This window comes from Pantoea sp. ACRSB (genome assembly GCF_022346905.1).
GTDB lineage: Bacteria > Pseudomonadota > Gammaproteobacteria > Enterobacterales > Enterobacteriaceae > Pantoea > Pantoea piersonii.
The window spans coordinates 485,881-506,866 of the sequence record NZ_JAKRNL010000003.1; the positions used below are offsets into that span (position 1 = coordinate 485,881).

General features: G+C 58.3%; 14 protein-coding genes, 1 rRNA gene and 1 riboswitch. Of the genes, 7 read left to right on the forward strand and 8 right to left on the reverse strand.

The genetic code is table 11. The annotated features are described in order from the left end of the window. Nucleotides 1–54: 54 nt before the first annotated feature. A complete protein-coding gene (gene plsB, locus MHZ89_RS13115; RefSeq protein ID WP_120455876.1) occupies nucleotides 55–2,478 on the forward strand; it encodes a glycerol-3-phosphate 1-O-acyltransferase PlsB in 2,424 nt (807 codons plus the stop codon). Between the two features lie 234 nt (nucleotides 2,479–2,712). Here plsB and ubiA read toward each other — a convergent pair whose 3' ends face one another. From ubiA to psiE, 3 genes are all read right to left on the reverse strand, one after another. After that, nucleotides 2,713–3,579, reverse strand: coding sequence for a 4-hydroxybenzoate octaprenyltransferase (gene ubiA / locus MHZ89_RS13120; protein ID WP_311783353.1), 867 nt, complete (start codon nucleotides 3,577–3,579; stop codon nucleotides 2,713–2,715). Nucleotides 3,580–3,609: 30 nt separating this feature from the next. Then, a complete protein-coding gene (gene ubiC / locus MHZ89_RS13125) occupies nucleotides 3,610–4,122 on the reverse strand; it encodes a chorismate lyase (RefSeq protein ID WP_311783337.1) in 513 nt (170 codons plus the stop codon). A gap of 69 nt (nucleotides 4,123–4,191) precedes the next feature. Beyond that, nucleotides 4,192–4,602 carry a phosphate-starvation-inducible protein PsiE gene (gene psiE / locus MHZ89_RS13130; protein ID WP_120455146.1) on the reverse strand — a complete coding sequence of 137 codons (411 nt, stop codon included), beginning with the start codon at nucleotides 4,600–4,602 and terminating at the stop codon, nucleotides 4,192–4,194. 289 nt (nucleotides 4,603–4,891) lie between these two features. Between psiE and MHZ89_RS13135 the strand changes: the two genes are divergently transcribed. After that, nucleotides 4,892–6,517, forward strand: coding sequence for a Na/Pi cotransporter family protein (locus tag MHZ89_RS13135; protein WP_311783338.1), 1,626 nt, complete (start codon nucleotides 4,892–4,894; stop codon nucleotides 6,515–6,517). 26 nt (nucleotides 6,518–6,543) lie between these two features. Here the strand turns inward: MHZ89_RS13135 and panS are convergent, their stop codons facing one another. After that, entirely contained in the window at nucleotides 6,544–7,461 is a 918-nt protein-coding gene (gene panS / locus MHZ89_RS13140) for a ketopantoate/pantoate/pantothenate transporter PanS (protein WP_120455145.1), read from the reverse strand. Nucleotides 7,462–7,710: 249 nt separating this feature from the next. Then, the gene (lysC, locus tag MHZ89_RS13145; protein ID WP_120455142.1) at nucleotides 7,711–9,063 is read right to left on the reverse strand and encodes a lysine-sensitive aspartokinase 3; all 1,353 of its coding nucleotides are present in this window, start codon (nucleotides 9,061–9,063) and stop codon (nucleotides 7,711–7,713) included. 110 nt (nucleotides 9,064–9,173) lie between these two features. Continuing rightward, nucleotides 9,174–9,366, reverse strand: a riboswitch (Lysine riboswitch). Between the two features lie 362 nt (nucleotides 9,367–9,728). Between lysC and pgi the strand changes: the two genes are divergently transcribed. From pgi to MHZ89_RS13170, 5 genes are all read left to right on the forward strand, one after another. Next, entirely contained in the window at nucleotides 9,729–11,375 is a 1,647-nt protein-coding gene (gene pgi / locus MHZ89_RS13150; RefSeq protein WP_126689161.1) for a glucose-6-phosphate isomerase, read from the forward strand. A gap of 512 nt (nucleotides 11,376–11,887) precedes the next feature. Then, nucleotides 11,888–12,136, forward strand: a complete 249-nt coding sequence (gene yjbE / locus MHZ89_RS13155) for an exopolysaccharide production protein YjbE (RefSeq protein WP_033749135.1) — start codon at nucleotides 11,888–11,890, stop codon at nucleotides 12,134–12,136. A gap of 73 nt (nucleotides 12,137–12,209) precedes the next feature. Continuing rightward, nucleotides 12,210–12,857, forward strand: a complete 648-nt coding sequence (locus MHZ89_RS13160; RefSeq protein WP_311783339.1) for a YjbF family lipoprotein — start codon at nucleotides 12,210–12,212, stop codon at nucleotides 12,855–12,857. After that, entirely contained in the window at nucleotides 12,854–13,591 is a 738-nt protein-coding gene (locus tag MHZ89_RS13165; RefSeq protein WP_311783340.1) for a capsule biosynthesis GfcC D2 domain-containing protein, read from the forward strand. Before MHZ89_RS13160 ends, MHZ89_RS13165 begins: the two co-directional genes overlap by 4 nt. Beyond that, nucleotides 13,591–15,681 carry a YjbH domain-containing protein gene (locus tag MHZ89_RS13170; protein ID WP_311783341.1) on the forward strand — a complete coding sequence of 697 codons (2,091 nt, stop codon included), beginning with the start codon at nucleotides 13,591–13,593 and terminating at the stop codon, nucleotides 15,679–15,681. The genes MHZ89_RS13165 and MHZ89_RS13170 overlap by 1 nt, the downstream gene beginning before the upstream one ends. Nucleotides 15,682–15,874: 193 nt before the next feature. Here the strand turns inward: MHZ89_RS13170 and metH are convergent, their stop codons facing one another. The 3 genes from metH to rrf form a co-directional block, all read right to left on the reverse strand. Further along, on the reverse strand, nucleotides 15,875–19,558 hold the full coding sequence (metH, locus tag MHZ89_RS13175) for a methionine synthase (protein WP_311783342.1): 3,684 nt from the start codon (nucleotides 19,556–19,558) through the stop codon (nucleotides 15,875–15,877). Between the two features lie 133 nt (nucleotides 19,559–19,691). Beyond that, nucleotides 19,692–20,621: a homoserine O-succinyltransferase gene (metA, locus tag MHZ89_RS13180; protein WP_311783343.1), complete on the reverse strand. Its 930-nt coding sequence runs from the start codon at nucleotides 20,619–20,621 to the stop codon at nucleotides 19,692–19,694. A gap of 249 nt (nucleotides 20,622–20,870) precedes the next feature. Beyond that, a 5S ribosomal RNA gene (gene rrf, locus MHZ89_RS13185) occupies nucleotides 20,871–20,986 on the reverse strand.

The window sequence follows — 20,986 nt, forward strand, 5'->3', positions numbered from 1 at the left end:
AGCACTTTCTGATATGCTTGCGGCGCTTTGCTAACAAGAGGCTTCATGTTGTCTATGTCAGGTTGGCGTAAACTCTATTATAAATTGTTGAATTTACCACTTTCCGTTCTGGTAAAAACTAAGGCTATTCCGGCCGATCCCGTTTCCGAACATGGACTCGATCCGACGCGGCCGATTATGTACGTGCTGCCATACGATTCCAAGGCGGATTTGCTGACGCTGCGTCAGCAGTGTCTGAAGCATAATTTGCCCGATCCGCTGGTGCCGCTGGAAATTGACGGCACGCTGCTGCCGCGCCATGTGTTTATTCACAATGGCCCGCGCGTGTTCCCCGCTTTCGGGCCGAACACGGAATCGGTGAAAATCTTCCACGAGTATCTCGATCTGCACCGCAACAATCCACATCTGGATATCCAGATGCTGCCGGTTTCGGTGATGTTTGGCCGCGCGCCTGGTCGTGAAGTTCAGGGCGATGATACGCCGCACCTGCGCGAGCTTAACGGCGTAGAGAAGTTTTTCGCTATCGTCTGGCACGGCCGCGACAGCTTTGTCCGCTTCTCCCCGACCGTTTCGCTGCGCTGGATGGCGACGCAACACGGCACCGATAAATCTATTGCGCAGAAACTGGCGCGCGTGGCGCGCATTCACTTTGCGCGTCAGCGGTTAGCAGCGGTCGGCCCGCGTCTGCCGGCGCGACAGGATCTTTTCAATAAGCTGCTGCAGTCCAAAGCGATTGAAAAAGCAGTGGAAGAAGAAGCGCGCAGTAAAAAGCTCTCTCATGAGAAGGCGCAGCAGAACGCCGTCGAGATGATGGAAGAGATCGCCGCGGACTTCTCCTATGAGGCGATCCGCGTGACCGATCGCGTGATGGGCTGGCTCTGGAGCCGTCTCTATCAGGGCATCAACGTCAACGGCGGCGAGCGCGTGCGCCAGCTGGCGGAAGATGGCCATGAGATCGTCTATGTGCCCTGCCATCGCAGCCACATGGATTATCTGCTGCTCTCCTATGTGCTTTATCATCAGGGCCTGGTGCCGCCGCATATCGCCGCAGGCATCAACCTTAACTTCTGGCCCGCCGGGCCGATTTTCCGCCGCCTGGGCGCATTCTTTATTCGTCGCACCTTTAAAGGCAACAAACTCTACGCCACCGTGTTCCGCGAATATCTCGGCGAGCTGTTTAGCCGCGGCTATTCGGTCGAGTATTTCGTTGAGGGTGGGCGCTCACGTACCGGTCGTCTGCTCGACCCCAAAACCGGCACGCTGGCGATGACGCTGCAGGCGATGCTGCGCGGCGGCAAACGTCCGATTACGCTGGTCCCGATCTATATCGGCTATGAGCACGTTATGGAAGTGGGCACTTACGCCAAAGAGCTACGCGGCGCGGCGAAAGAGAAAGAAGGCTTTATGCAGATGGTGCGCGGCCTGCGTAAGCTGCGCAATCTGGGTCAGGGCTACGTTAACTTCGGCGAACCGCTGCCGCTGGTGAACTACCTGAACAAGCAGGTGCCGGAGTGGCGCGACGCTATCGACCCGATTGAACCGCAGCGCCCCAGCTGGCTGACGCCGACGGTGAACGATATCGCGGCGCGCCTGATGGTGCGCATCAACGAAGCGGGCGCCGCCAACGCCATGAACCTGTGCGTTACCGCGCTGCTCGCCTCACGCCAGCGTTCGCTGACGCGCGAGCAGCTGATCGAGCAGCTTGAGTGCTACATCGAGCTGCTGCGTAACGTGCCCTATTCTCCGGAATCGACGGTGCCGCCGCTTTCAGCGGAAGAGCTGCTGAACCATGCCATGAGCATGAATAAGTTCGAAACCGAACAGGATAATATCGGCGACATCATCATCCTGCCGCGCGAGCAGGCGGTGCTGATGACCTATTACCGCAACAATATTCACCATATGCTGGTGATGCCGTCGCTGATTGCCGCCATTATTCAGCAGCATCCGAACCTGAGCGAAGCCGAACTGCTGCGTCAGGTTCGTCTGATCTACCCGATGCTGAAAAGCGAACTGTTCCTGCGCTGGGAGATCGACGCGCTGCCGGCGCTGCTGAGCGCGCTGTGTCAGGAGCTGGCGCGTCAGGGCCTGATTACCCTGCAGGATGGACAGCTGCGCCACACCGCGGCGCGCTACCGCACGCTGCAGCTGCTGGCCGCAGGCATCCGCGAGACGCTGCAGCGTTACGCCATTACTTTCTCTATCCTCAGCGCGAAGCCGACCATCAACCGCGGCACGCTGGAGAAAGAGAGCCGTATGCTGGCACAGCGTCTTTCGGTGCTACACGGCATTAACGCGCCGGAGTTTTTCGATAAGGCGGTATTTACTACGCTGGTGCTGACGCTGCGTGACGAGGGCTATATCAGCGATACCGGCGATGCCGACGTCGAGCGCACTCAGGCCGCCTGGCATATTCTGGCCGACCTGGTGACCAGCGATGTGCGGTTAACTATCGAAAGCGCGGTCGCGCATGAGTAAATAGCCACAGGCAGATAAAGCAAAGGGCGACAGAGATGTCGCCCTTTTTTTCAGGCAGCTGATGAGTCCAGTCGGCGGGAGAGAGGGCCCGAAGAGCAAAGCGTCCCGCGACAAGGATGTCGCGGGCCGAGCCGGCAGGGATGCCGCTTTTGCGTCTTTGCGATCGGGCCCTCTCTCCCGCATGAGCACCTTGCCAGCAAACTCGAAGGGCGACAAATTGTCGCCCTTTTGCTTTTAAAACAGCTGGCTGAACGGCGGCGTATTCAGCACCACGCCGATAAAGATCACCAGCCCGACATAGTTATTGTTGAGAAATCCCTGAAAACAGGCGTCGCGCTCACGATGAACAATAAGCTTTTGCTGGTAAACAAACAGTACGGCAGCGCCCAGCAGCGACCAGTAAAACAGCGCGTTAAGCTGCATCAGCGAACCGACCAGCGCCAGCAAACCCAGGGTTGCGAGTTGCAGCAGACCAATAATCAGCTTGTCGTAACGACCAAACAGAATCGCCGTTGATTTGACGCCAATTTTAATATCGTCGTCGCGATCCACCATCGCGTATTGCGTATCATAGGCGACGGTCCAGCAGATATTGGCCAGAAACACCAGCCAGCACTCTAGTGGTAAGGACTTACTAACTGCTGCCCAGGCCATAGGAATCGCCCAGCCGAACGCCGCGCCTAACACCACCTGCGGCAGATGGGTATAGCGCTTCATAAAGGGATAAGACCACGCCAGTGCCAGACCGCCCAGCGAAAGCAGGATGGTCATCAGGTTCATGGTGAGAACCAGCGCGAACGCCAGCAGCCCCAGCAGCACAAACAGGATTTTCGCCTCTTTCTCGCTCACCGCGCCGCTGGGCAGCGGACGACTGGCGGTACGCTTCACGAAACCATCGACCTTGCGATCGGCAAAGTCGTTGATGACGCAGCCCGCTGCGCGCATCACAAAGACGCCAAGCACAAACACCACCAGCACCCGGAACGGCGGAACGCCCATATCCGACAGCCACAGCGCCCACAGCGTCGGCCACAGCAGCAGCAGCGTGCCGATCGGTTTATCAATACGCATCAGGCGGCTATAGGCCTGAAACTTGCTCATCTCTACGCTCTTTTGCACGTTAAATCTTCCTCAGGCCAGGTCGCGATAGAGCGGCGAGGCAGGTAAAAACAGTTCCGTCAGCAGCAGCGGCTTGCCCGACAGCCGCAGCCGCGAGCGCCGTCCCCAGAGCGCGCCGACGCTGCCAGGTTCGATAAAGTCGCGGCTTAAGGTCGAAGAAGAGAAGAGATAGCGGCCAAGGGGGCGCGTTCCCAGCTGTTGCAGCATCTGCTCCGGGCCGTTGAGCGTGCTCTCTGGCACCAGCGTGCGGCCAATCAGCCAGGGTTCGCCGTCACCGCACAGCACGATCTCGCGCAGCCAGAAGCGCGTATCGTCCGGCAGAAGCGCCCTTTCATCGGTAAGCTCATCGGCGTTAATAAAGCCTTCGCGCATCGGCCGCACCGTCACTTCCTGACAGTGCTGCTCGAAACGGCGCGTCATGGAGTCCTCTTCCATCAGCCAGTCCAGCAGCGGCGCGGTCAGCGTCGGATGCGTGGATGGCAGCCAGTTGAGCGCGCGTAATAAGCTGAGCGCCTCTTGCGACATATCACCACTCCCGTCAATTTTGAGGGCAACAGTGTAGCGCAGAGGCGCGGCGGGCACACCTGGCGACGTTTATTCGCGCTTCAGGCGGTTGCTGTTGGCCAGCCACAGCGTCACGACCAGGATCAGAATGGCGCCGGAGTAGCAGAGCGTATCGAAGGGATTTTTATGATCGACAATAATCAGTCGAATGATCGCCGTAATGCCGATATAGACAAAATAGCGCAGCGGAAAGTGATAGCCCGACTGGAAGTACTTTACGATCAGGGCGATAAATTCGAAGTAGAGGAAATAGATCACAATTCCCTCAATCAGCAGATAGGATGACGCCTGTTCGCCGGTGTTCAGCAGCACGTTGGCAAGGTGCAGCGTCTCTTTGCCAAGAAACACCGCCAGGATAACCGCCAGCGCCAGCAGCCCCAGATTCAGCACCCATTGCAGCGCCAGTGCGATGTACTGACCGCCGGTAGGTTTAACGTTCATGACTGGCCTCTATAATGGCTTTCCGTAAAAGATCGCCATCATGCTGTAATGTGATGCAGATCACAAGATACCCTGCTCTGCCCTCGTTGCCGCTGCGATTAAGAAGCCTGTATTAATCAGCCGCTTGTCTCAGAGAACTGGTCTACAGTTAAAGAGTCGGCAGCGTGCGCAGGTCGCTTAAAACTCAGGAAAAATTGCGCCTCGCCCGACGGCTCGCTTTGCAGACTGCTCTTTCCGTCAGGCTGGCTCTCTGCTGCTTTTTAGCCTGACGGTTATGGAGTGGCATGACGTGTTGACCCTGCTCAATCTTCTCTCTGCCGTCGCCCTGCTGGTCTGGGGCACCCATATCGTGCGCTCTGGCATTATGCGCGTCTTTGGCGCCGATCTGCGCCGCGTGCTCAGCCGCAGCATTGAAAAGAAACCTATGGCGTTTCTGGCGGGCATCGGCGTGACGACGCTGGTGCAGAGCAGTAATGCCACCACGCTGCTGGTTACCTCTTTCGTGGCGCAGAAGCTGATGAGCCTGACGCCTGCGCTGGTGGTGGTGCTGGGCGCCGACGTCGGCACCGCCATCATGGCGCGTATTCTGACCTTCGATCTCTCCTGGCTGTCACCGCTGTTTATCTTTTTCGGCGTCATCTTCTTTCTGTCGCGCAAGCAGACGCGCGTCGGGCAGATGGGCCGAGCCAGTATTGGACTGGGGCTGATTCTGCTGGCGCTGCAGCTGATCGTCAGCGCCGCCAGACCTATTACCCAGGCGGCGGGCGTGCAGGTGCTCTTCTCCAGCCTGACCGGCGATATCATGCTGGATGCGCTGATCGGCGCGCTGTTCGCCATTATCAGCTACTCCAGCCTGGCGGCGGTGCTGATTACCGCTACGCTGACCGCCGCAGGCGTTATCTCGTTTAAAGTGGCGCTTTGTCTGGTCATCGGCGCTAATCTCGGCAGCGGTCTGCTGGCGATGCTCAACGCCAGCGGCTCCAATGCCGCAGGCAAGCGGGTGGCGCTCGGCAGCCTGTTGTTTAAGCTGCTCGGCTCGCTGGCGATGCTGCCCTTTGTCAATCTGCTGGCGCCCTGGCTGGATAAGATGCCGGTCAATGACGAAGAGCTGGTGATCTTCTTCCACGTCTTTTACAACCTGATCCGCTGCCTGGTTATGGTGCCCTTCGCCGAACCGATGGCGCGGCTCTGTACTCGCCTGATCAATGATGATGCTGAAGCGGATATGACGCTCAAACCGCGCCATCTTGACCGCAGCGCGCTGGATACGCCCGCGCTGGCGCTGGTCAACGCCGCGCGCGAGGCGCTGCGCATCGGCGACGTGCTGGAAATGATGCTGGAGGCGTTCAGCAAGGTGGTGCATGGCGAAGTACGCGAAGAGCGTACGGTGCGACGGCTGGATGATGATGTGGACGTACTCTATACCGCCATCAAGCTCTACCTGGCGCGTATGCCGAAAGAGGATCTCTCGGAGGAGGATTCGCGCCGCTGGGGCGAAATTATCGAAATGTCGTTAAATCTTGAGCAGGCGGGCGACATTATTGAGCGCATGAGCGCCGACGTCGCGGATAAGGCGCTGATGCCGCGCCGCGCTTTCTCCCCGGAAGGCATACAGGAGTTAGAGACGCTGCATGAACAGCTGCTGGCGAACCTGCGCCTCAGCCTGTCGGTGTTTCTTTCCCGCGACATCACCAGCGCGAAACGGCTGCGCCGCGCTAAACATCGCTTCCGCATTCTGATTCGCCGCTTCTCGCATGCGCATGTCGAGCGGCTGCATCAAAAGAACGTCCAGAGCATTGAGACCAGCTCGCTGCATCTGGGGCTGCTGGGGGATATGAAGCGCCTTAATTCACTGCTGTGCAGCGTGGCCTATACGGTGCTGGAGCAGCCGGAGGACGAGCGGGATTATGAGTGAAGCGGGGGCGCGCGGCCCCCGCTGAATTACTTCTTGTCGATCGGTTTGCCTGACCAGTATCCAGCCAGCAGCGAACCGGAAAGGTTGTGCCAGACGGAAAAGAGCGCGCCCGGCAGCGCGGCCAGCGGCGAGAAGTAGAGTTTGCCCAGCGTCGCCGCCAGACCGGAGTTCTGCATCCCTACCTCCAGCGCCAGCGTGCGGCAGGTCGACTCGTCAAAGCCGAACAGCTTGCCGCCCCAGTAGCCGCCCAGCAGACCGATGGCGTTGTGCAGCACCACGGCGGCGATGACCACCAGCCCGACCGATCCGATAAAACCCTGGCTGCCCGCCACCACGGCACTGATGATCAAAAGAATGCAGATCATAGAGAAAGCGGGCAGGTAAGGCTCCACGCGGCGCACCAGACCGGTAAGGCTGTGGTGGATGATCAGCCCCAGGCCAATCGGGATCACCACGATCTTCACAATGCTGAGCAGCATGCCCACGACATCCACCTGAATATGCGTATCGACATAGAAACGCGTCAGCAGCGGCGTGGCGAAAACGCCCACCAGCGCGGAAACCGAGGAGATAGTCACCGAAAGCGCGACGTCGCCCTTCGCCAGATAGATCATCACGTTAGAGGCGGTGCCGCTGGCTACGCTACCCACCAGAATCATGCCCGCAGAGAGATCGGGCGGCATGTGGAACAGCTTCGCCAGCCCCCAGGCGGCGAGCGGCATCACCAGATAGTGCAAAAAGGTGCCAGCGATAACCGGCGCCGGGCGCACCAGCACGCGCTTAAAATCGTCGATATTAAGCGTTACGCCCATGCTAAACATAATCAGCATCAGCAGCCAGGTGACCCATGGCCCGATGCCGAGAAAGACGCCGGGCGAATACCAGGCGGCGGCGGAGAGCAACACGGCCCAGAGCGGGAACAGACGGGTTAATTTGGCGAGCATAGCCGGACTTCCTTCTTCGAATGTTGTGTTTTTAAGCAGATGCCACAGAGAAACGCGACGCAGGAACGGGTGCGTCGGCGGACCGGGATCATAACATTTCGTTATCGGAGCGTAAGGCGGAGTAAGGGCCAGAAAGGAAAATGCGGATCGACTGCTGCCGATCCGCAAGTTAGTGCCGGAGATACGCTGGCTTATGCGCTAAAAGGCGGTGGATCGCACCAGAGAGATCCGATCCCGCCGGGCGGATCCTTATTCGAACAGGTTTTTATGCAGCGCGCGCACTACGCTTTCCGCATCTTCTCCCGGCACCAGGAAGCAGAGATTGTAGCTGCTGGCGCCGTAGCAAATCAGACGCAGGTTAAAGGGCTCCAGCGTGCCGAAGACCTCTTTGCCGACGCCGCGCGCTCTGGAAAGGTTGTTGCCGATCAGCGCCACCAGCGCCAGATTCTCTTCCACCTCGACGCGGCAGAGCGACGAAAGCTCCGTCAGCAGCGCCTGGGTCAGCAGGCTGTCGCCGGTTGAGGTCGAGCCGGTGGTGTCGAGCGTCAGCGCCACGCTCACTTCCGAGGTGGTGATCAGATCGACGGAAATATTATGGCGCGCCAGAATCGTGAACACTTCTACGAGGAAACCACGCGAGTGCAGCATGTTCAGGCTGTGCAGCGTCAGCAGCGTCTGGCGACGACGCAGCGCCAGCGCGCGGAACAGCGGCGGGTTGGCAGTTTCGCGATGGACGCGCGTGCCGCCAGCGGCCGGATCTTTACTGGAGCCAACAAACACCGGGATGTCGCTGCGCACCGCCGGCAGCAGCGTCGCCGGATGCAGCACTTTTGCACCGAAGATCGCCATCTCGGTCGCCTCTTCGAAGGTAATATCGTCGATACGCTTGGCGGACGGGACAACGCGCGGATCGGTGGTATAGATACCCGCCACGTCGGTCCAGATATCCACGCGCGCCGCTTTCAGCGCCTCGCCCAGCAGTGCAGCGGTATAGTCGCTGCCGCCGCGTCCCAGCGTGGTAGTGCGGCCCTTCTGCTCGCTGCCGATAAAGCCCTGGGTGATCACCAGCGACTGATCCAGACGCGGCTTCAGCAGCGCGGCGGCCTGCTCGGCCAGCGTCGCGATCTCCGGCTCGGCGCGGCCGAAACGGTCATTGGTGCGCATCACTTTACGCACGTCGAACCACTCTGCCTCGACCTGACGCTCGCGCAGGATCTCTACGAACAGCAGCGTAGACATCAGCTCGCCGTGGCTGACCAGTTCGTCGGTAAGAGCGTTAGAGGTCGCCAGCGAGGCGGCGTCGGAAAGCATGGTGATGTTTTCGATCATGCGGTCGATTTCATCACGGATAACGGCGGGATTTTGCAGACGCTCGACAATCGCATACTGGATGCGGCGGATCTCGTCCAGCAGGTAAGCGCGCTGCGCCTGCTCCTGGCCTTCCGCCAGCGAGACCAGCAGGTTGGTCACGCCCGCTGATGCAGAGAGCACCACCAGACGCGTGTCAGCATTGGCCAGCACCACATCGGCGCTGCGGTTCATAGCATCGAAATCGGCAACGCTGGTGCCGCCAAATTTCGCCACGATCAGAGTTTGAGACATGTACGACCTCGTGTCAGGTTATCTTCTCCCGCGTGTATGGGACGGGAGACATTGTATCAGCCTTGGCACAAGGGAAGAGCAGAATTGGGCAGACAAGATCAGGAGACGAGTCACCCAGAAGCACTTCACCTTGCGAAGCGACCGACTGTGGACGCCTCTGGTGACAACCCAGGGGATTCAGCCCCTGCAGCCGACAGGCAACACTCCGTGTGTTGACCACCTCGGCGTCGCTCCCCCTGATGTGTTATCCCCGGATACGGTTCCTCCAACACACTGCCTGGGCGACGCGCCTCTTCTGGCTTGCGCACAGGTGCGCAAGTAGCCGCATAAAAATACCGGGTCATAAGCTTGCTGTCTACGTCTGTCAGCGATTTGCTGCGCTCTGAGCGTTAAATGGCCTGCCCGGCACCAGTTTATTCTGATTCGGCACAAGGTTCAGACGCTAAGTTAGCGGCACAATACGCGCCGCCTGGTCTGAAAATCCCCGCGGCGACAGGCTGAAGCGGCGCGCGCTTTCAGGCGCGGAGATTGCTGACGCCAGGCGCAAAGGTGATAACGCCGACAAAATTTTTCCTTTCAGTGGATACAGTTGTCATACTGAAACGCTATATGGGTGTGGTTACCCACGATGGAATGACGGTTCTTAAATCAACAAGAGTGTTGCCATGAAAAATATCAATCCGACCCAAACCGCAGCCTGGAAAGCGCTGCAACAGCATTTTGAGCAGATGAAATCGGTGACTATCGCCGAGCTGTTCGCTCAGGATGCCGATCGTTTTGCTAAATTCTCCGCCACCTTTGACGACCAGATGCTGGTGGATTTCTCGAAAAACCGCATCACCCAGGAAACGCTGGACAAGCTGCAGGCGCTGGCGAAAGAGACCGACCTGAGCGGCGCCATTAAATCGATGTTCTCCGGTGAGAAGATCAACCGCACCGAAGATCGCGCCGTACTGCACGTTGCGCTGCGCAACCGCAGCAACACGCCGATTCTGGTAGACGGCAAAGATGTGATGCCGGAAGTGAATGCGGTGCTGGAGAAGATGAAGCACTTCTCAGAGCGCATTATCGGCGGCGAGTGGAAAGGCTATACCGGCAAAGCGATCACTGACGTGGTGAATATCGGCATCGGCGGTTCGGATCTCGGCCCGTTTATGGTGACGGAGGCGCTGCGCCCTTATAAGAACCACCTGAATATGCACTTCGTCTCTAACGTGGACGGCACGCATATCGCAGAAACCCTGAAAGATCTCAGCCCGGAAACCACGCTGTTTTTAGTGGCGTCAAAAACCTTTACCACCCAGGAAACCATGACCAACGCCCATAGCGCGCGCGACTGGTTCCTGAAAACCGCTGGCGATCAGCAGCATGTCGCGAAGCACTTCGCCGCGCTCTCCACCAATGCGAAAGCGGTGGGCGAATTTGGCATCGACACCGCCAATATGTTTGAGTTCTGGGACTGGGTCGGCGGACGCTACTCGCTGTGGTCGGCCATCGGCCTGTCGATTATCCTCTCTATCGGCTTCGACAACTTCGAACAGCTGCTGAGCGGCGCGCATGCGATGGACCAGCACTTCTCCACGACGCCAGCCGAGCAGAACCTGCCGGTGCTGCTGGCGCTGATTGGCATCTGGTACAACAACTTCTTCGGCGCCGAGACCGAAGCGATCCTGCCCTACGATCAGTACATGCACCGCTTCGCGGCCTACTTCCAGCAGGGCAATATGGAATCTAACGGTAAGTACGTCGATCGCGACGGCAATCCGGTGGATTACCAGACCGGCCCGATTATCTGGGGCGAGCCGGGCACCAATGGTCAGCACGCGTTTTATCAGCTGATCCATCAGGGCACCAAGCTGGTTCCCTGCGACTTTATCGCGCCGGCTATCACCCATAACGCGCTGGCGGACCATCACCAGAAACTGCTCTCTAACTTCTTCGCCCAGACCGAAGCGCTGGCGTTCGGCAAGTCACGCGACGTGGTAGAGAAAGAGTTTACCGATGCCGGTAAATCCGCTGAGTCGGTCGCGCACATTGTGCCGTTCAAGGTGTTCGAAGGTAACCGCCCGACTAACTCAATCCTGCTGCGCGAGATTACGCCCTATAGCCTCGGCGCGCTGATTGCGCTCTACGAGCATAAGATCTTCACTCAGGGCGCTATCCTGAATATCTTCACCTTCGATCAGTGGGGCGTAGAGTTAGGCAAACAGCTGGCTAACCGTATTCTGCCTGAACTGGAAAACAGCGCGGAGATTAACAGCCACGACAGTTCCACTAATGGCTTAATTAATCGCTATAAGTCCTGGCGTTAATTAGCGCTGAATCTCTTTATGGCGGCCATGCGGCCGCCTTTTTATTGCCGCAGCGAAGAAAATAAACGCTTTTTCGTCGATAATATGCGCAAGCCAGACGGGATAATTCTTAAATTGAGTTGAGATTGCTCTGAAGATGCAGTTAAAAACTCCGCCCTTCTCGCGTTTAAAATGGCCCTTATTTCCTCTTCACCTTTTCTCTTGCCGCTGTTTTTCAAAGGAATTTTATTTTTAGCTCGCCAGGCAAAATCTGATAATAGCGTTTCCGTCCCATTTATTACTAAAAAAGTAAAAAACGCTTTGCATTTAATTCCATGACAGCAATTAATTCCGTCCTGCCGTAAATATTGCGAAGAAAAAAGGGGTTATCGCTGTTTAGTCTCCTTTTTAGCCAAAAACTAACACCCTTTCCCACCGCTTTTTCCCACGCTGAACTCTGGTAATTTGTTGCCCTATACTGAACGCGCCCGAAATGGGTACATCCTTCATTCACTCAATGCAGGACAAGCTGTATGAAAAAAATCATGGTTGCCGGAGCAGCCGTACTATACGTCGCAGCGCATTCCGTGGCTTTTGCCGCCCCGGAAGAAGCGGGTGCCGCAGCGGGCGCGCAGGCGGGAGCAATCTCCGCCGGTACCTCAACCGCTGTCGGTATCGGCGCGCTCGGCGCATTAGTCGGTGTCGGCATCGCTGCCTCTGGCGGTGGTGACGGTGCGAATACCGGTACAACAACCACGACCACAACGAGCACCACTCGTTGATGTAGCACCTTTAAACATAACCACACAGTCGTGTGGTTATTTTTTGCTTTGGCTTCTTTTACAGGGACACACAGTGCGCCAACTTCCTTTTTTGCTGGCTTGCCTGCTGCTGCAGGCCTGCACGCAGACGCAAAAAGGGCTGGAACAGACCGTCATGATGGCGGTGTCTGGCCCCGATGACGTGGTTAAAACCGACCAGCAGATCGCCGATCTGCCCTATGCCAGCCTCTATGCCCGTATTAATGAAGGCCCGCAGATTTTCGTCGTGCTGGGCTATAACGAAAACGGCCAGCAGAAGTGGATTACTCAGGATAACGCCATGCTGGTGACCCGCCACGGCCGCCTGGTGAAAACCCTGGGCCTGCCGGATAACCTGCAGCAGGTCAGTAATCTGCCACAGGATCCGCTGGCGGACGCGCTGCATCTGCGCGACGGCGCTAACTGGACGCGTATCGTGCAGTGGACCGAAAACGGCAAGACGCGCGCCGCTGCCGTAAGTTCCCGCTTCGCGCGCGGCACTGATGAGGTGCTGACACTGGCGGGCCGCCGCGTCGTCTGTCGCGTCTGGACCGAGCAGGCGCGCATCGCGGCCACCGGCCGCGCCTGGGAAAACACCTTCTGGATCGATAACAGCAGCGGCGAAGTGGTGCAGGCGCGCCAGATGCTGGCTGCGGACGACTTCCCTGTTGCCACTACCCTTCTGAAGCCGGCGAAATCATGAAAACAACACTCTCTTTGCTGGCCGGGCTGATGCTGGCCGGCAGCAGCGCCGCGTGGGCGGCGGGACAGGTGACGGTGCATACCGCGCAGGGCAGCGCCACGCTCGACAACGTACAGAACCTGGCGCAGCTGGTAACGCAGCCTGCGCTTATCGACAAAGCCTGGTGGGACGGCGCGGTAATCGCCGAACGAAACGCCAGCGCCATCGCGCAGCGACAGCAGCAGCAAACGCTGGCGGATCTGCGCGCCTGGCAGGCGCAAAACAGCGGCGATCGCGCCGCCGCCATCGGCGAAGTCGCGCGCCAGCTCAGCGCGATCGCGGTAACGGGCCGCCAGTTCGTCTCGCTCGATCCTGACTGGATCCGTCTGCATTCCGACGCCAACCGTCGTCTTGAGGGCCGTTACGATCTCTGGCTGACGCCGCAGTCCGACAGCGTATGGCTGCTGGGCGCGCTAAGCGGCGCAGGCAAGGTCAGCTGGCAGCCTGGCCAGACGGTACGCGGCTATCTGGCGGGACACGAGCATCTTTCCGGCGCGGAAAACAGCTACGCCACGGTGATCTCACCCGCCGGTGAGACGCAGCGCGTGCCGGTGGCTTACTGGAACCAGCGTCATACGGAGGTCGCGCCCGGCAGCATTATCTGGCTTGGCTTCTCCTCATGGAGCCTGCCTGCCGCGCATGACGATTTGAACCAGCGCATGATTTCTGTTCTGACTCACCGGGTGCCAGAGTGATGAATAAACGACTTCTTTTCAGCCTGCTGGCTGTTTCCGTGGCCGCCGCATGCCAGGCGCAGGCCGATACCTTTCCCGATCCGGTGGGGCCGTCACAGTCAGATTTCGGCGGCGTCGGTCTGCTGCAGGTGCCGACTGCGCGTATGGCACGCGAGGGTGAGTTCAGCCTTAACTTTCGCGACAACGATCAGTACCGCTACTACTCCGCCTCGCTGCAGCTCTTGCCCTGGCTGGAGACCACGGTGCGTTATACCGACGTCCGCACGCGTCGCTACAGCGCCGTAGAGAGTTTCAGCGGCAACCAGAGCTACAAGGACAAGGCGTTCGATCTCAAGCTGCGCCTGCTGAAAGAGAGCTACTGGCTGCCGGAAATCGCTTTCGGCACGCGCGATCTCGGCGGCACCGGCCTGTTCGACAGCGAATATCTGGTGGCGAGCAAAGCCTGGGGGCCTTTCGACTTTACGCTCGGACTCGGCTGGGGCTACCTCGGCAACAGCGGCACAGTTAAAAACCCTTTCTGCTCCTACAGCGACAGCTACTGTCAGCGTCCCGGCGTGGGCGAAGCCGGCTCGATCAACGGCTCGCAGATGTTTCACGGCCCGTCGGCGCTCTTCGGCGGCGTAGAGTATCAGACGCCGTGGCAGCCGCTGCGCCTTAAGCTGGAGTATGAAGGCAACAACTATCAGGATGATTTCGCTGGCAGGCTCGACCAGCGCAGCAAGGTCAACGTTGGCGCGATTTACCGCGTCACCGACTGGGCTGATATCAACGCCAGCTATGAGCGCGGCAATACCTTTATGTTCGGCGTGACGGTGCGCACCAACTTCAACGATCTGCATCAGGCGCATATCGACAGCGCGAAGCCCGATTACCGCCCTCATCCGCAGGAGCGCATGCTGGAGCCGACCGTTGTTGCCAGCCAGCTGACCGACCTGAAGTACAACGCCGGGCTGAACGGGCCGCGCATTCAGACCAGGGGCAGCACGCTGTTTGTCTCTGGCGAGCAGACTAAATATCGTGATACGCGTGAAGGGGTCGATCGCGCCAACCGCATCATCATGAATAATCTGCCGGCAGGCATCGAGACCATCGAGGTCACCGAGTCGCGCTTCAATATGCCGCAGGTAACGACGCGCACCGACGTAAGCAGCCTGCGCAATCAGCTGGAAGGGTATCCGCTCGGCCAGGAGCAGCCGCTGCGCCAGACGCGTGAGAACCCGGTTGATGCGGGCGAGACCGAGCAGGGATTCTTTATTCGTAAAGAGCGGCTCAACTACAGCCTGTCGCCGGTGCTGAACCAGTCGGTCGGCGGACCGGAAAGCTTTTACATGTATCAAGTCGGCGTGATGGGCAACCTGGATTACTGGTTTACCGATCATCTGCTGGTGGGCGGCAGCCTGTTCGGCAACCTCGCCAATAACTACGACAAGTTCAACTATAACGGCGCGCCCGCCGACTCCACCCTGCCGCGCGTGCGTACCCATATCCGCGACTATGTCGAGAACAACGTCTACGTAAACGATCTGCAGGCCAACTACATGGGCTACCTCGGCAACGGCTTTTACGGCCAGATGTACGGCGGTTACCTTGAGACGATGTATGGCGGCGTCGGCGGCGAGCTGCTCTACCGTCCGGTCGACAGCAACTGGGCCTTTGGCGTTGACGCCAACTATGTGCGCCAGCGCGACTGGGACAACATGATGCAGTTCACCAACTACAAGGCGCCGACTGGCCATGTTACGGCTTACTGGCGGCCGTGGTTTATGCAGGATCTGCTGGTGAAGGCGAGCGTCGGCCAATATCTGGCGAAGGACAAGGGCGTCACGCTTGACGTTTCGAAGCGCTTCGACAGCGGCGTAATGGTTGGCGTCTATGCCACCAAAACCAACGTGTCGTCAGAGCAGTATGGCGAAGGGGATTTCACCAAAGGTTTCTATCTGTCGATTCCACTGGATCTCTTTACCGTTACGCCGACGCGCGGCCGCGCGCAGGTCAACTGGGTGCCGCTGACGCGTGACGGCGGACAGATGCTGGGCCGTAAGTATCAGCTTTATGACCTGACGTCCGATCGCGACGCGCGCTTTAACTAATCAGGCAGAGGGCACCGCAGCTAAAGCGGCTGAAAGGAGCAGAACGCGCCGGGGCTAAAACGCCAGGCGCGTTTTGAACAACGCAGCGCGCTGGCCCGTTCAGGGACGCACCTCAGGGATGAGGTGCGTCTCTGCGCGGAGCGAGCAGAAACAACTTTGCGATCGGCTACCGTCACCCGCTTCGGGCCCTTTTTTAATCCGCGTCATACCCCAGGTTCGGCGCCAGCCAGCGCTCTACCTCGCTTACCGCCATACCTTTACGCGCCGCGTAATTTTCCACCTGATCGCGCTGTATCTGCGCCACTGCGAAATAGCGGCTGTCGGGATGACTGAAGTACCAGCCTGAAACCGACGCGCCAGGCCACATGGCGAAGGATTCGGTGAGCTTCATGCCGGTATGGGTTTCCACATCCAGCAGCTGCCAGATGGCCGCTTTCTCGGTATGCTCCGGGCAGGCCGGATAGCCCGGCGCGGGACGAATGCCCTGATAATTTTCGCGGATCAGCTCATCGTTGCTCAGGTTCTCATGGGCGGCGAAGCCCCAGATCACCTTACGCACCCGCTCGTGCAGATACTCAGCGAAGGCTTCGGCCAGACGGTCGGCCACCGCTTTAACCATGATCTTGTTGTAATCGTCGTGCTGCGCGTCATACGCCTCCGCCAGCGCATCCTCCTCAAGGCCGCCGGTCACGGCGAAAGCGCCCAGATAGTCCGCCTTGCCGCTCGACTTCGGCGCGACATAATCCGCCAGACAGTAGTTGGGGAAATCGGTTTTCTCCGTCTGCTGACGCAGATGATGGCTGACGGCAATCACCTCGCGGCGGCTCTCATCGCGGTAAACTTCAATATCGTCCCCGACGCGGTTGGCCGGGAAGATGCCTACCACACCGCGCGGCGTCAGCGTTTTTTGCGCGCTGAGGCTGTCCAGCATAGCGTTAGCGTCGGCAAACAGACGCTTCGCCTCTTCGCCTACCACTTCATCTTCAAGAATGCGCGGATATTTGCCCGCCAGCGACCAGGTCATAAAGAACGGCGTCCAGTCGATGTAGTTGCGCAGCGTATCGATGCCGGCCGATATTTCGCTGACGCCGAGACGATGCGCCGGCGGCGGCGTATAGCTTTCCCAGTCGATATGGACTGCGTTATCGCGCGCCACCTGTAGCGAAACCGGCGGCGTGCGCGGTTTTTTACGCGCGTGCTGAATACGTACGGTGTCGTACTCTTTACGCGTACGCGCCACGAAGTCCTCTTTCAGCGTCGGCGACAGCAGCGATGACACCACGCCGACGGTGCGCGAGGCGTTCTGCACGTAAACCGTCGGGCCGCTGTAGTTCTGCTCGATCTTCACGGCGGTATGCGCCTTCGAGGTCGTCGCGCCGCCAATCAGCAGCGGTATTGTAAAGCCCTGACGCTCCATCTCTTTGGCGACGTTGACCATCTCATCCAGCGACGGCGTGATCAGACCCGACAGCCCGATAATATCCGCCTTCTGCTCTATGGCGGTTTTCAGGATCTTGTCGCTCGGCACCATCACGCCGAGGTCGATAATCTCGTAGTTATTACACTGCAACACGACGCCGACAATATTCTTACCGATGTCATGCACGTCGCCTTTGACCGTGGCCAGCACGATTTTGCCGTTACTGCGGCCCGCCTCTTTGCTGGCCTGAATATAGGGCTCAAGGTAAGCCACCGCCTGCTTCATGACGCGCGCCGACTTTACTACCTGCGGCAGGAACATCTTTCCTTCGCCGAACAGGTCGCCCACCACATTCATTCCCGCCATTAACGGGCCTTCAATCACCTCAATTGGACGCGCTGATGCCTGACGCGCCTCTTCGGTATCCTGCTCGATAAATTCGGTGATGCCTTTAACCAGCGAGTACTCCAGACGCTTCACCACGTCCCAGCTACGCCATTCCGCCTGCTGCTTATCCTCTGCGCCGTCGCCTTTGCTGGCGCGATATTTCTCCGCCAGATCAAGCAGACGCTCGGTGCCGTCAGCGCGGCGATTGAGAATCACGTCCTCTACCGCGTCGCGCAGTTCGGCAGGCAGATCGTCATAAATCGCCAGCTGCCCGGCGTTGACGATCCCCATATCCATACCGTTGCGGATAGCGTAATAGAGGAACACGGCGTGAATGGCTTCGCGCACCGGATCGTTGCCGCGGAAGGAGAAGGAGACGTTAGAGACGCCGCCGGAGATCATCGCATGCGGCAGTTCGCGCTTGATATCTTCGCAGGCGCCGATAAAGTCCATCGCGTAGTTGTTGTGCTCGTCGATACCGGTGGCGACCGCAAAGATATTCGGGTCGAAGATAATATCTTCCGGCGGAAAGCCGACCTGCTCGGTAAGGATTTTATAGGCGCGGCGGCAAATCTCGATTTTGCGCGCGCGCGTATCCGCCTGGCCCGTCTCGTCAAAGGCCATTACCACCATCGCCGCGCCGTAGCGGCGTACCAGCCGCGCATGGTGGATAAAGATCTCCTCGCCCTCTTTCATCGAGATCGAGTTAACGATGCCTTTACCCTGGATGCACTGCAGACCTTTCTCGATCACTTCCCATTTTGAGGAGTCGATCATAATGGGCACGCGCGCAATATCCGGCTCACCGGCGATCAGGTTAAGGAAACGCACCATCGCCGCTTCGGCGTCGAGCATTCCCTCATCCATATTGATATCGATAACCTGCGCGCCGCTCTGTACCTGCTGCAGCGCAACTTCCAGCGCTTCGTTGTACTTCTCTTCTTTAATCAGTCGCTTGAACTTAGCCGAGCCAGTGACGTTGGTGCGTTCGCCCACATTGACGAACAGCGTCTCGCTGCTGATGTTGAGCGGCTCAAGCCCGGAGAGGCGACAGGCAACCGGAAGCTCAGGCAGTTTGCGCGGCGCAACGCCTGCGACAATATCCGCCATCGCCTTAATATGCTGCGGCGTGGTGCCGCAGCAGCCGCCGATAATGTTGAGGAAACCGGCGCGCGCCCATTCGCCAATCTGGTCGGCCATCACGTCGGCATCAAGATCGTATTCGCCAAAAGCATTGGGCAGCCCGGCATTAGGATGCGCCGTGACGTAGCATTCGGCGATACGCGACATCTCTGCCACATACTGGCGCAGCTCATCCGGGCCAAGGGCGCAGTTGAGGCCAAACGACAACGGTTCGGCGTGGCGCAGTGAGTTGTAGAAGGCTTCCGTTGTCTGGCCGGAGAGCGTGCGGCCTGAGGCATCGGTAATCGTACCGGAGATCATCAGCGGCAGGTTGACGCCCAGCGCTTCCATCTCGGTCTGCACAGCGAAGATCGCCGCTTTGGCGTTTAGCGTATCGAATACCGTTTCGATCATGATGATATCCGCGCCGCCCTCAACCAGCGCGCGTGTCGATTCGCGATACGCCTCTACCAGCTGGTTGAAGGTGACGTTGCGGTAAGCGGGATCGTTCACGTCTGGCGAGATCGAACAGGTGCGGTTGGTGGGGCCAAGCACGCCAGCGACGTAGCGCGGACGATGCGGCGTTTTCGCCGTCCATTCGTCACAGCAGGCGCGCGCCAGCCGGGCGGCTTCGTAGTTGATCTCCGCCGAGAGCGCTTCCATCTGGTAATCCGCCATGGCGATCGTGGTGGCGTTGAAGGTATTGGTTTCCAGAATATCCGCGCCCGCTTCCAGATAAGCGTGGTGGATCTCGCGGATCACCTCGGGCTTGCTGAGCACCAGAAGATCGTTGTTGCCTTTAAGATCGCAGGGCCAGTCGCCGAAACGACTGCCGCGAAAATCGTGCTCGTCCAGTTTATAACTCTGGATCATGGTGCCCATGCCGCCATCCAGCACCATGATGCGTTGCGCGAGCTGCTGATGCAGCGCTTCGATTCTGTTGCTCACTCTTGCCTCATTCAGCTCAGTCTGCTGGCTAAAATACCAGCGCGTCATACTGGCATAACTTTCATAAGGGAGGAAGCCGCGACGAATACGCGGCTGGGACGTAAAAACTTTTGCGAGCGATCCTGCTGCGGGATTACTCCAGCGTAGGATTCATGCGGCGCAGATCGAATGGCGTAATCTGGTAAACATAATAGTTTAGCCAGTTGGAGAACAGCAGGTTGCCGTGGCTGCGCCAGGTCGCGCGCGGCGGCAGTTCCGGATTGTCCTGGGGGAAATAGTTAAAAGGCACTTCCGGCTGCAGGCCCGCCTCGTAATCCCGGTGGTATTCGCCTGACAGAGTGAGCGCGTCATATTCAGGATGGCCGGTAACAAAAACCAGACGTTTGTCTTTACTGGCCATCAGATAGGCGCCGGTCTGCTCAGATTCGGCGAACAGCTCCAGGTCGGTATAATCCGCGATCAGCTGCGTCGGGAAATCGGCATAGCGCGAATGCGGCGCGAGAAAATTATCGTCAAAGCCGCGCGTCAGCAGCGCGTGGGGATGCAAAATATGATGTTCATATACGCCCGACAGTTTGTTCTGACGCGTCTGCTTGGGAATGCCGTAAAGAATATTCAGCGCCGCCTGCACTGCCCAGCAGACAAAAAGCGTTGAGGTTACATGCTCTTTCGCCCAGTGCAGCACGCGCTGGATCTGCGGCCAGTAAGCGACATCGTTAAAATCTACCAGGCCAAGCGGCGCGCCGGTGACAATCAGTCCGTCAAAATTATCGTGCTGAATATCATCAAAGTTGCAGTAAAAGTTGTTGAGATGCTCCATCGGCGTGTTGCGCGATTCGCGGCTGTCGATACGTAGCAGCTGAATGTCGATCTGTAAGGGCGAGTTGGAGAGCAGTCGCAAAAACTGGTTTTCCGTCTCGATCTTTTTCGGCATCAGATTGAGCACCAAAACTTTTAACGGACGGATTTCCTGAACACTGGCGCGCGATGAGGTCATCACAAAGACGTTCTCATTGCGCAAGAAATTTACTGCCGGTAATTCGTCGGGAACCCTGATTGGCATGTGCGGCTTTCCTCTTTACAACCGTATATACGTTTAGACATCCAGATGCCTAACCATAACCTGGCGATATGATGATGTCGAGTCTTCATGCGATAAATGAAAATGTTACAGCTAAAAACGGCAAACAAAGCGTAAGAGGCAAAGATCAGGTGGTAAAAAGGCAGGTTAAAGCAAATTTAAGGGTAAATTTCAGCGATCGACAGACGTAAAAAAGCCCCCTGCGTCAGCAGGGGGCTTTTCTGTATGGATGCCTGGCAGTTCCCTACTCTCGCATGGGGAGACCCCACACTACCATCGGCGCTACGGCGTTTCACTTCTGAGTTCGGCATGGGGTCAGGTGGGACCGCCGCGCTAAGGCCGCCAGG

What these genes read in the sequence shown, in the direction of transcription:
- ubiC (WP_311783337.1), bottom strand. Translation starts at nt 4,122, where the DNA reads ATGTCGCAAGAGGCGCTCAGCTTATTACGCGCGCTCAACTGGCTGCCA.
- plsB (WP_120455876.1), top strand. Translation starts at nt 55, where the DNA reads ATGTCAGGTTGGCGTAAACTCTATTATAAATTGTTGAATTTACCACTT.
- ubiA (WP_311783353.1), bottom strand. Translation starts at nt 3,579, where the DNA reads ATGAGCAAGTTTCAGGCCTATAGCCGCCTGATGCGTATTGATAAACCG.
- metA (WP_311783343.1), bottom strand. Translation starts at nt 20,621, where the DNA reads ATGCCAATCAGGGTTCCCGACGAATTACCGGCAGTAAATTTCTTGCGC.
- lysC (WP_120455142.1), bottom strand. Translation starts at nt 9,063, where the DNA reads ATGTCTCAAACTCTGATCGTGGCGAAATTTGGCGGCACCAGCGTTGCC.
- psiE (WP_120455146.1), bottom strand. Translation starts at nt 4,602, where the DNA reads ATGAACGTTAAACCTACCGGCGGTCAGTACATCGCACTGGCGCTGCAA.
- MHZ89_RS13165 (WP_311783340.1), top strand. Translation starts at nt 12,854, where the DNA reads ATGAAAACAACACTCTCTTTGCTGGCCGGGCTGATGCTGGCCGGCAGC.
- panS (WP_120455145.1), bottom strand. Translation starts at nt 7,461, where the DNA reads ATGCTCGCCAAATTAACCCGTCTGTTCCCGCTCTGGGCCGTGTTGCTC.
- yjbE (WP_033749135.1), top strand. Translation starts at nt 11,888, where the DNA reads ATGAAAAAAATCATGGTTGCCGGAGCAGCCGTACTATACGTCGCAGCG.
- pgi (WP_126689161.1), top strand. Translation starts at nt 9,729, where the DNA reads ATGAAAAATATCAATCCGACCCAAACCGCAGCCTGGAAAGCGCTGCAA.
- MHZ89_RS13170 (WP_311783341.1), top strand. Translation starts at nt 13,591, where the DNA reads ATGAATAAACGACTTCTTTTCAGCCTGCTGGCTGTTTCCGTGGCCGCC.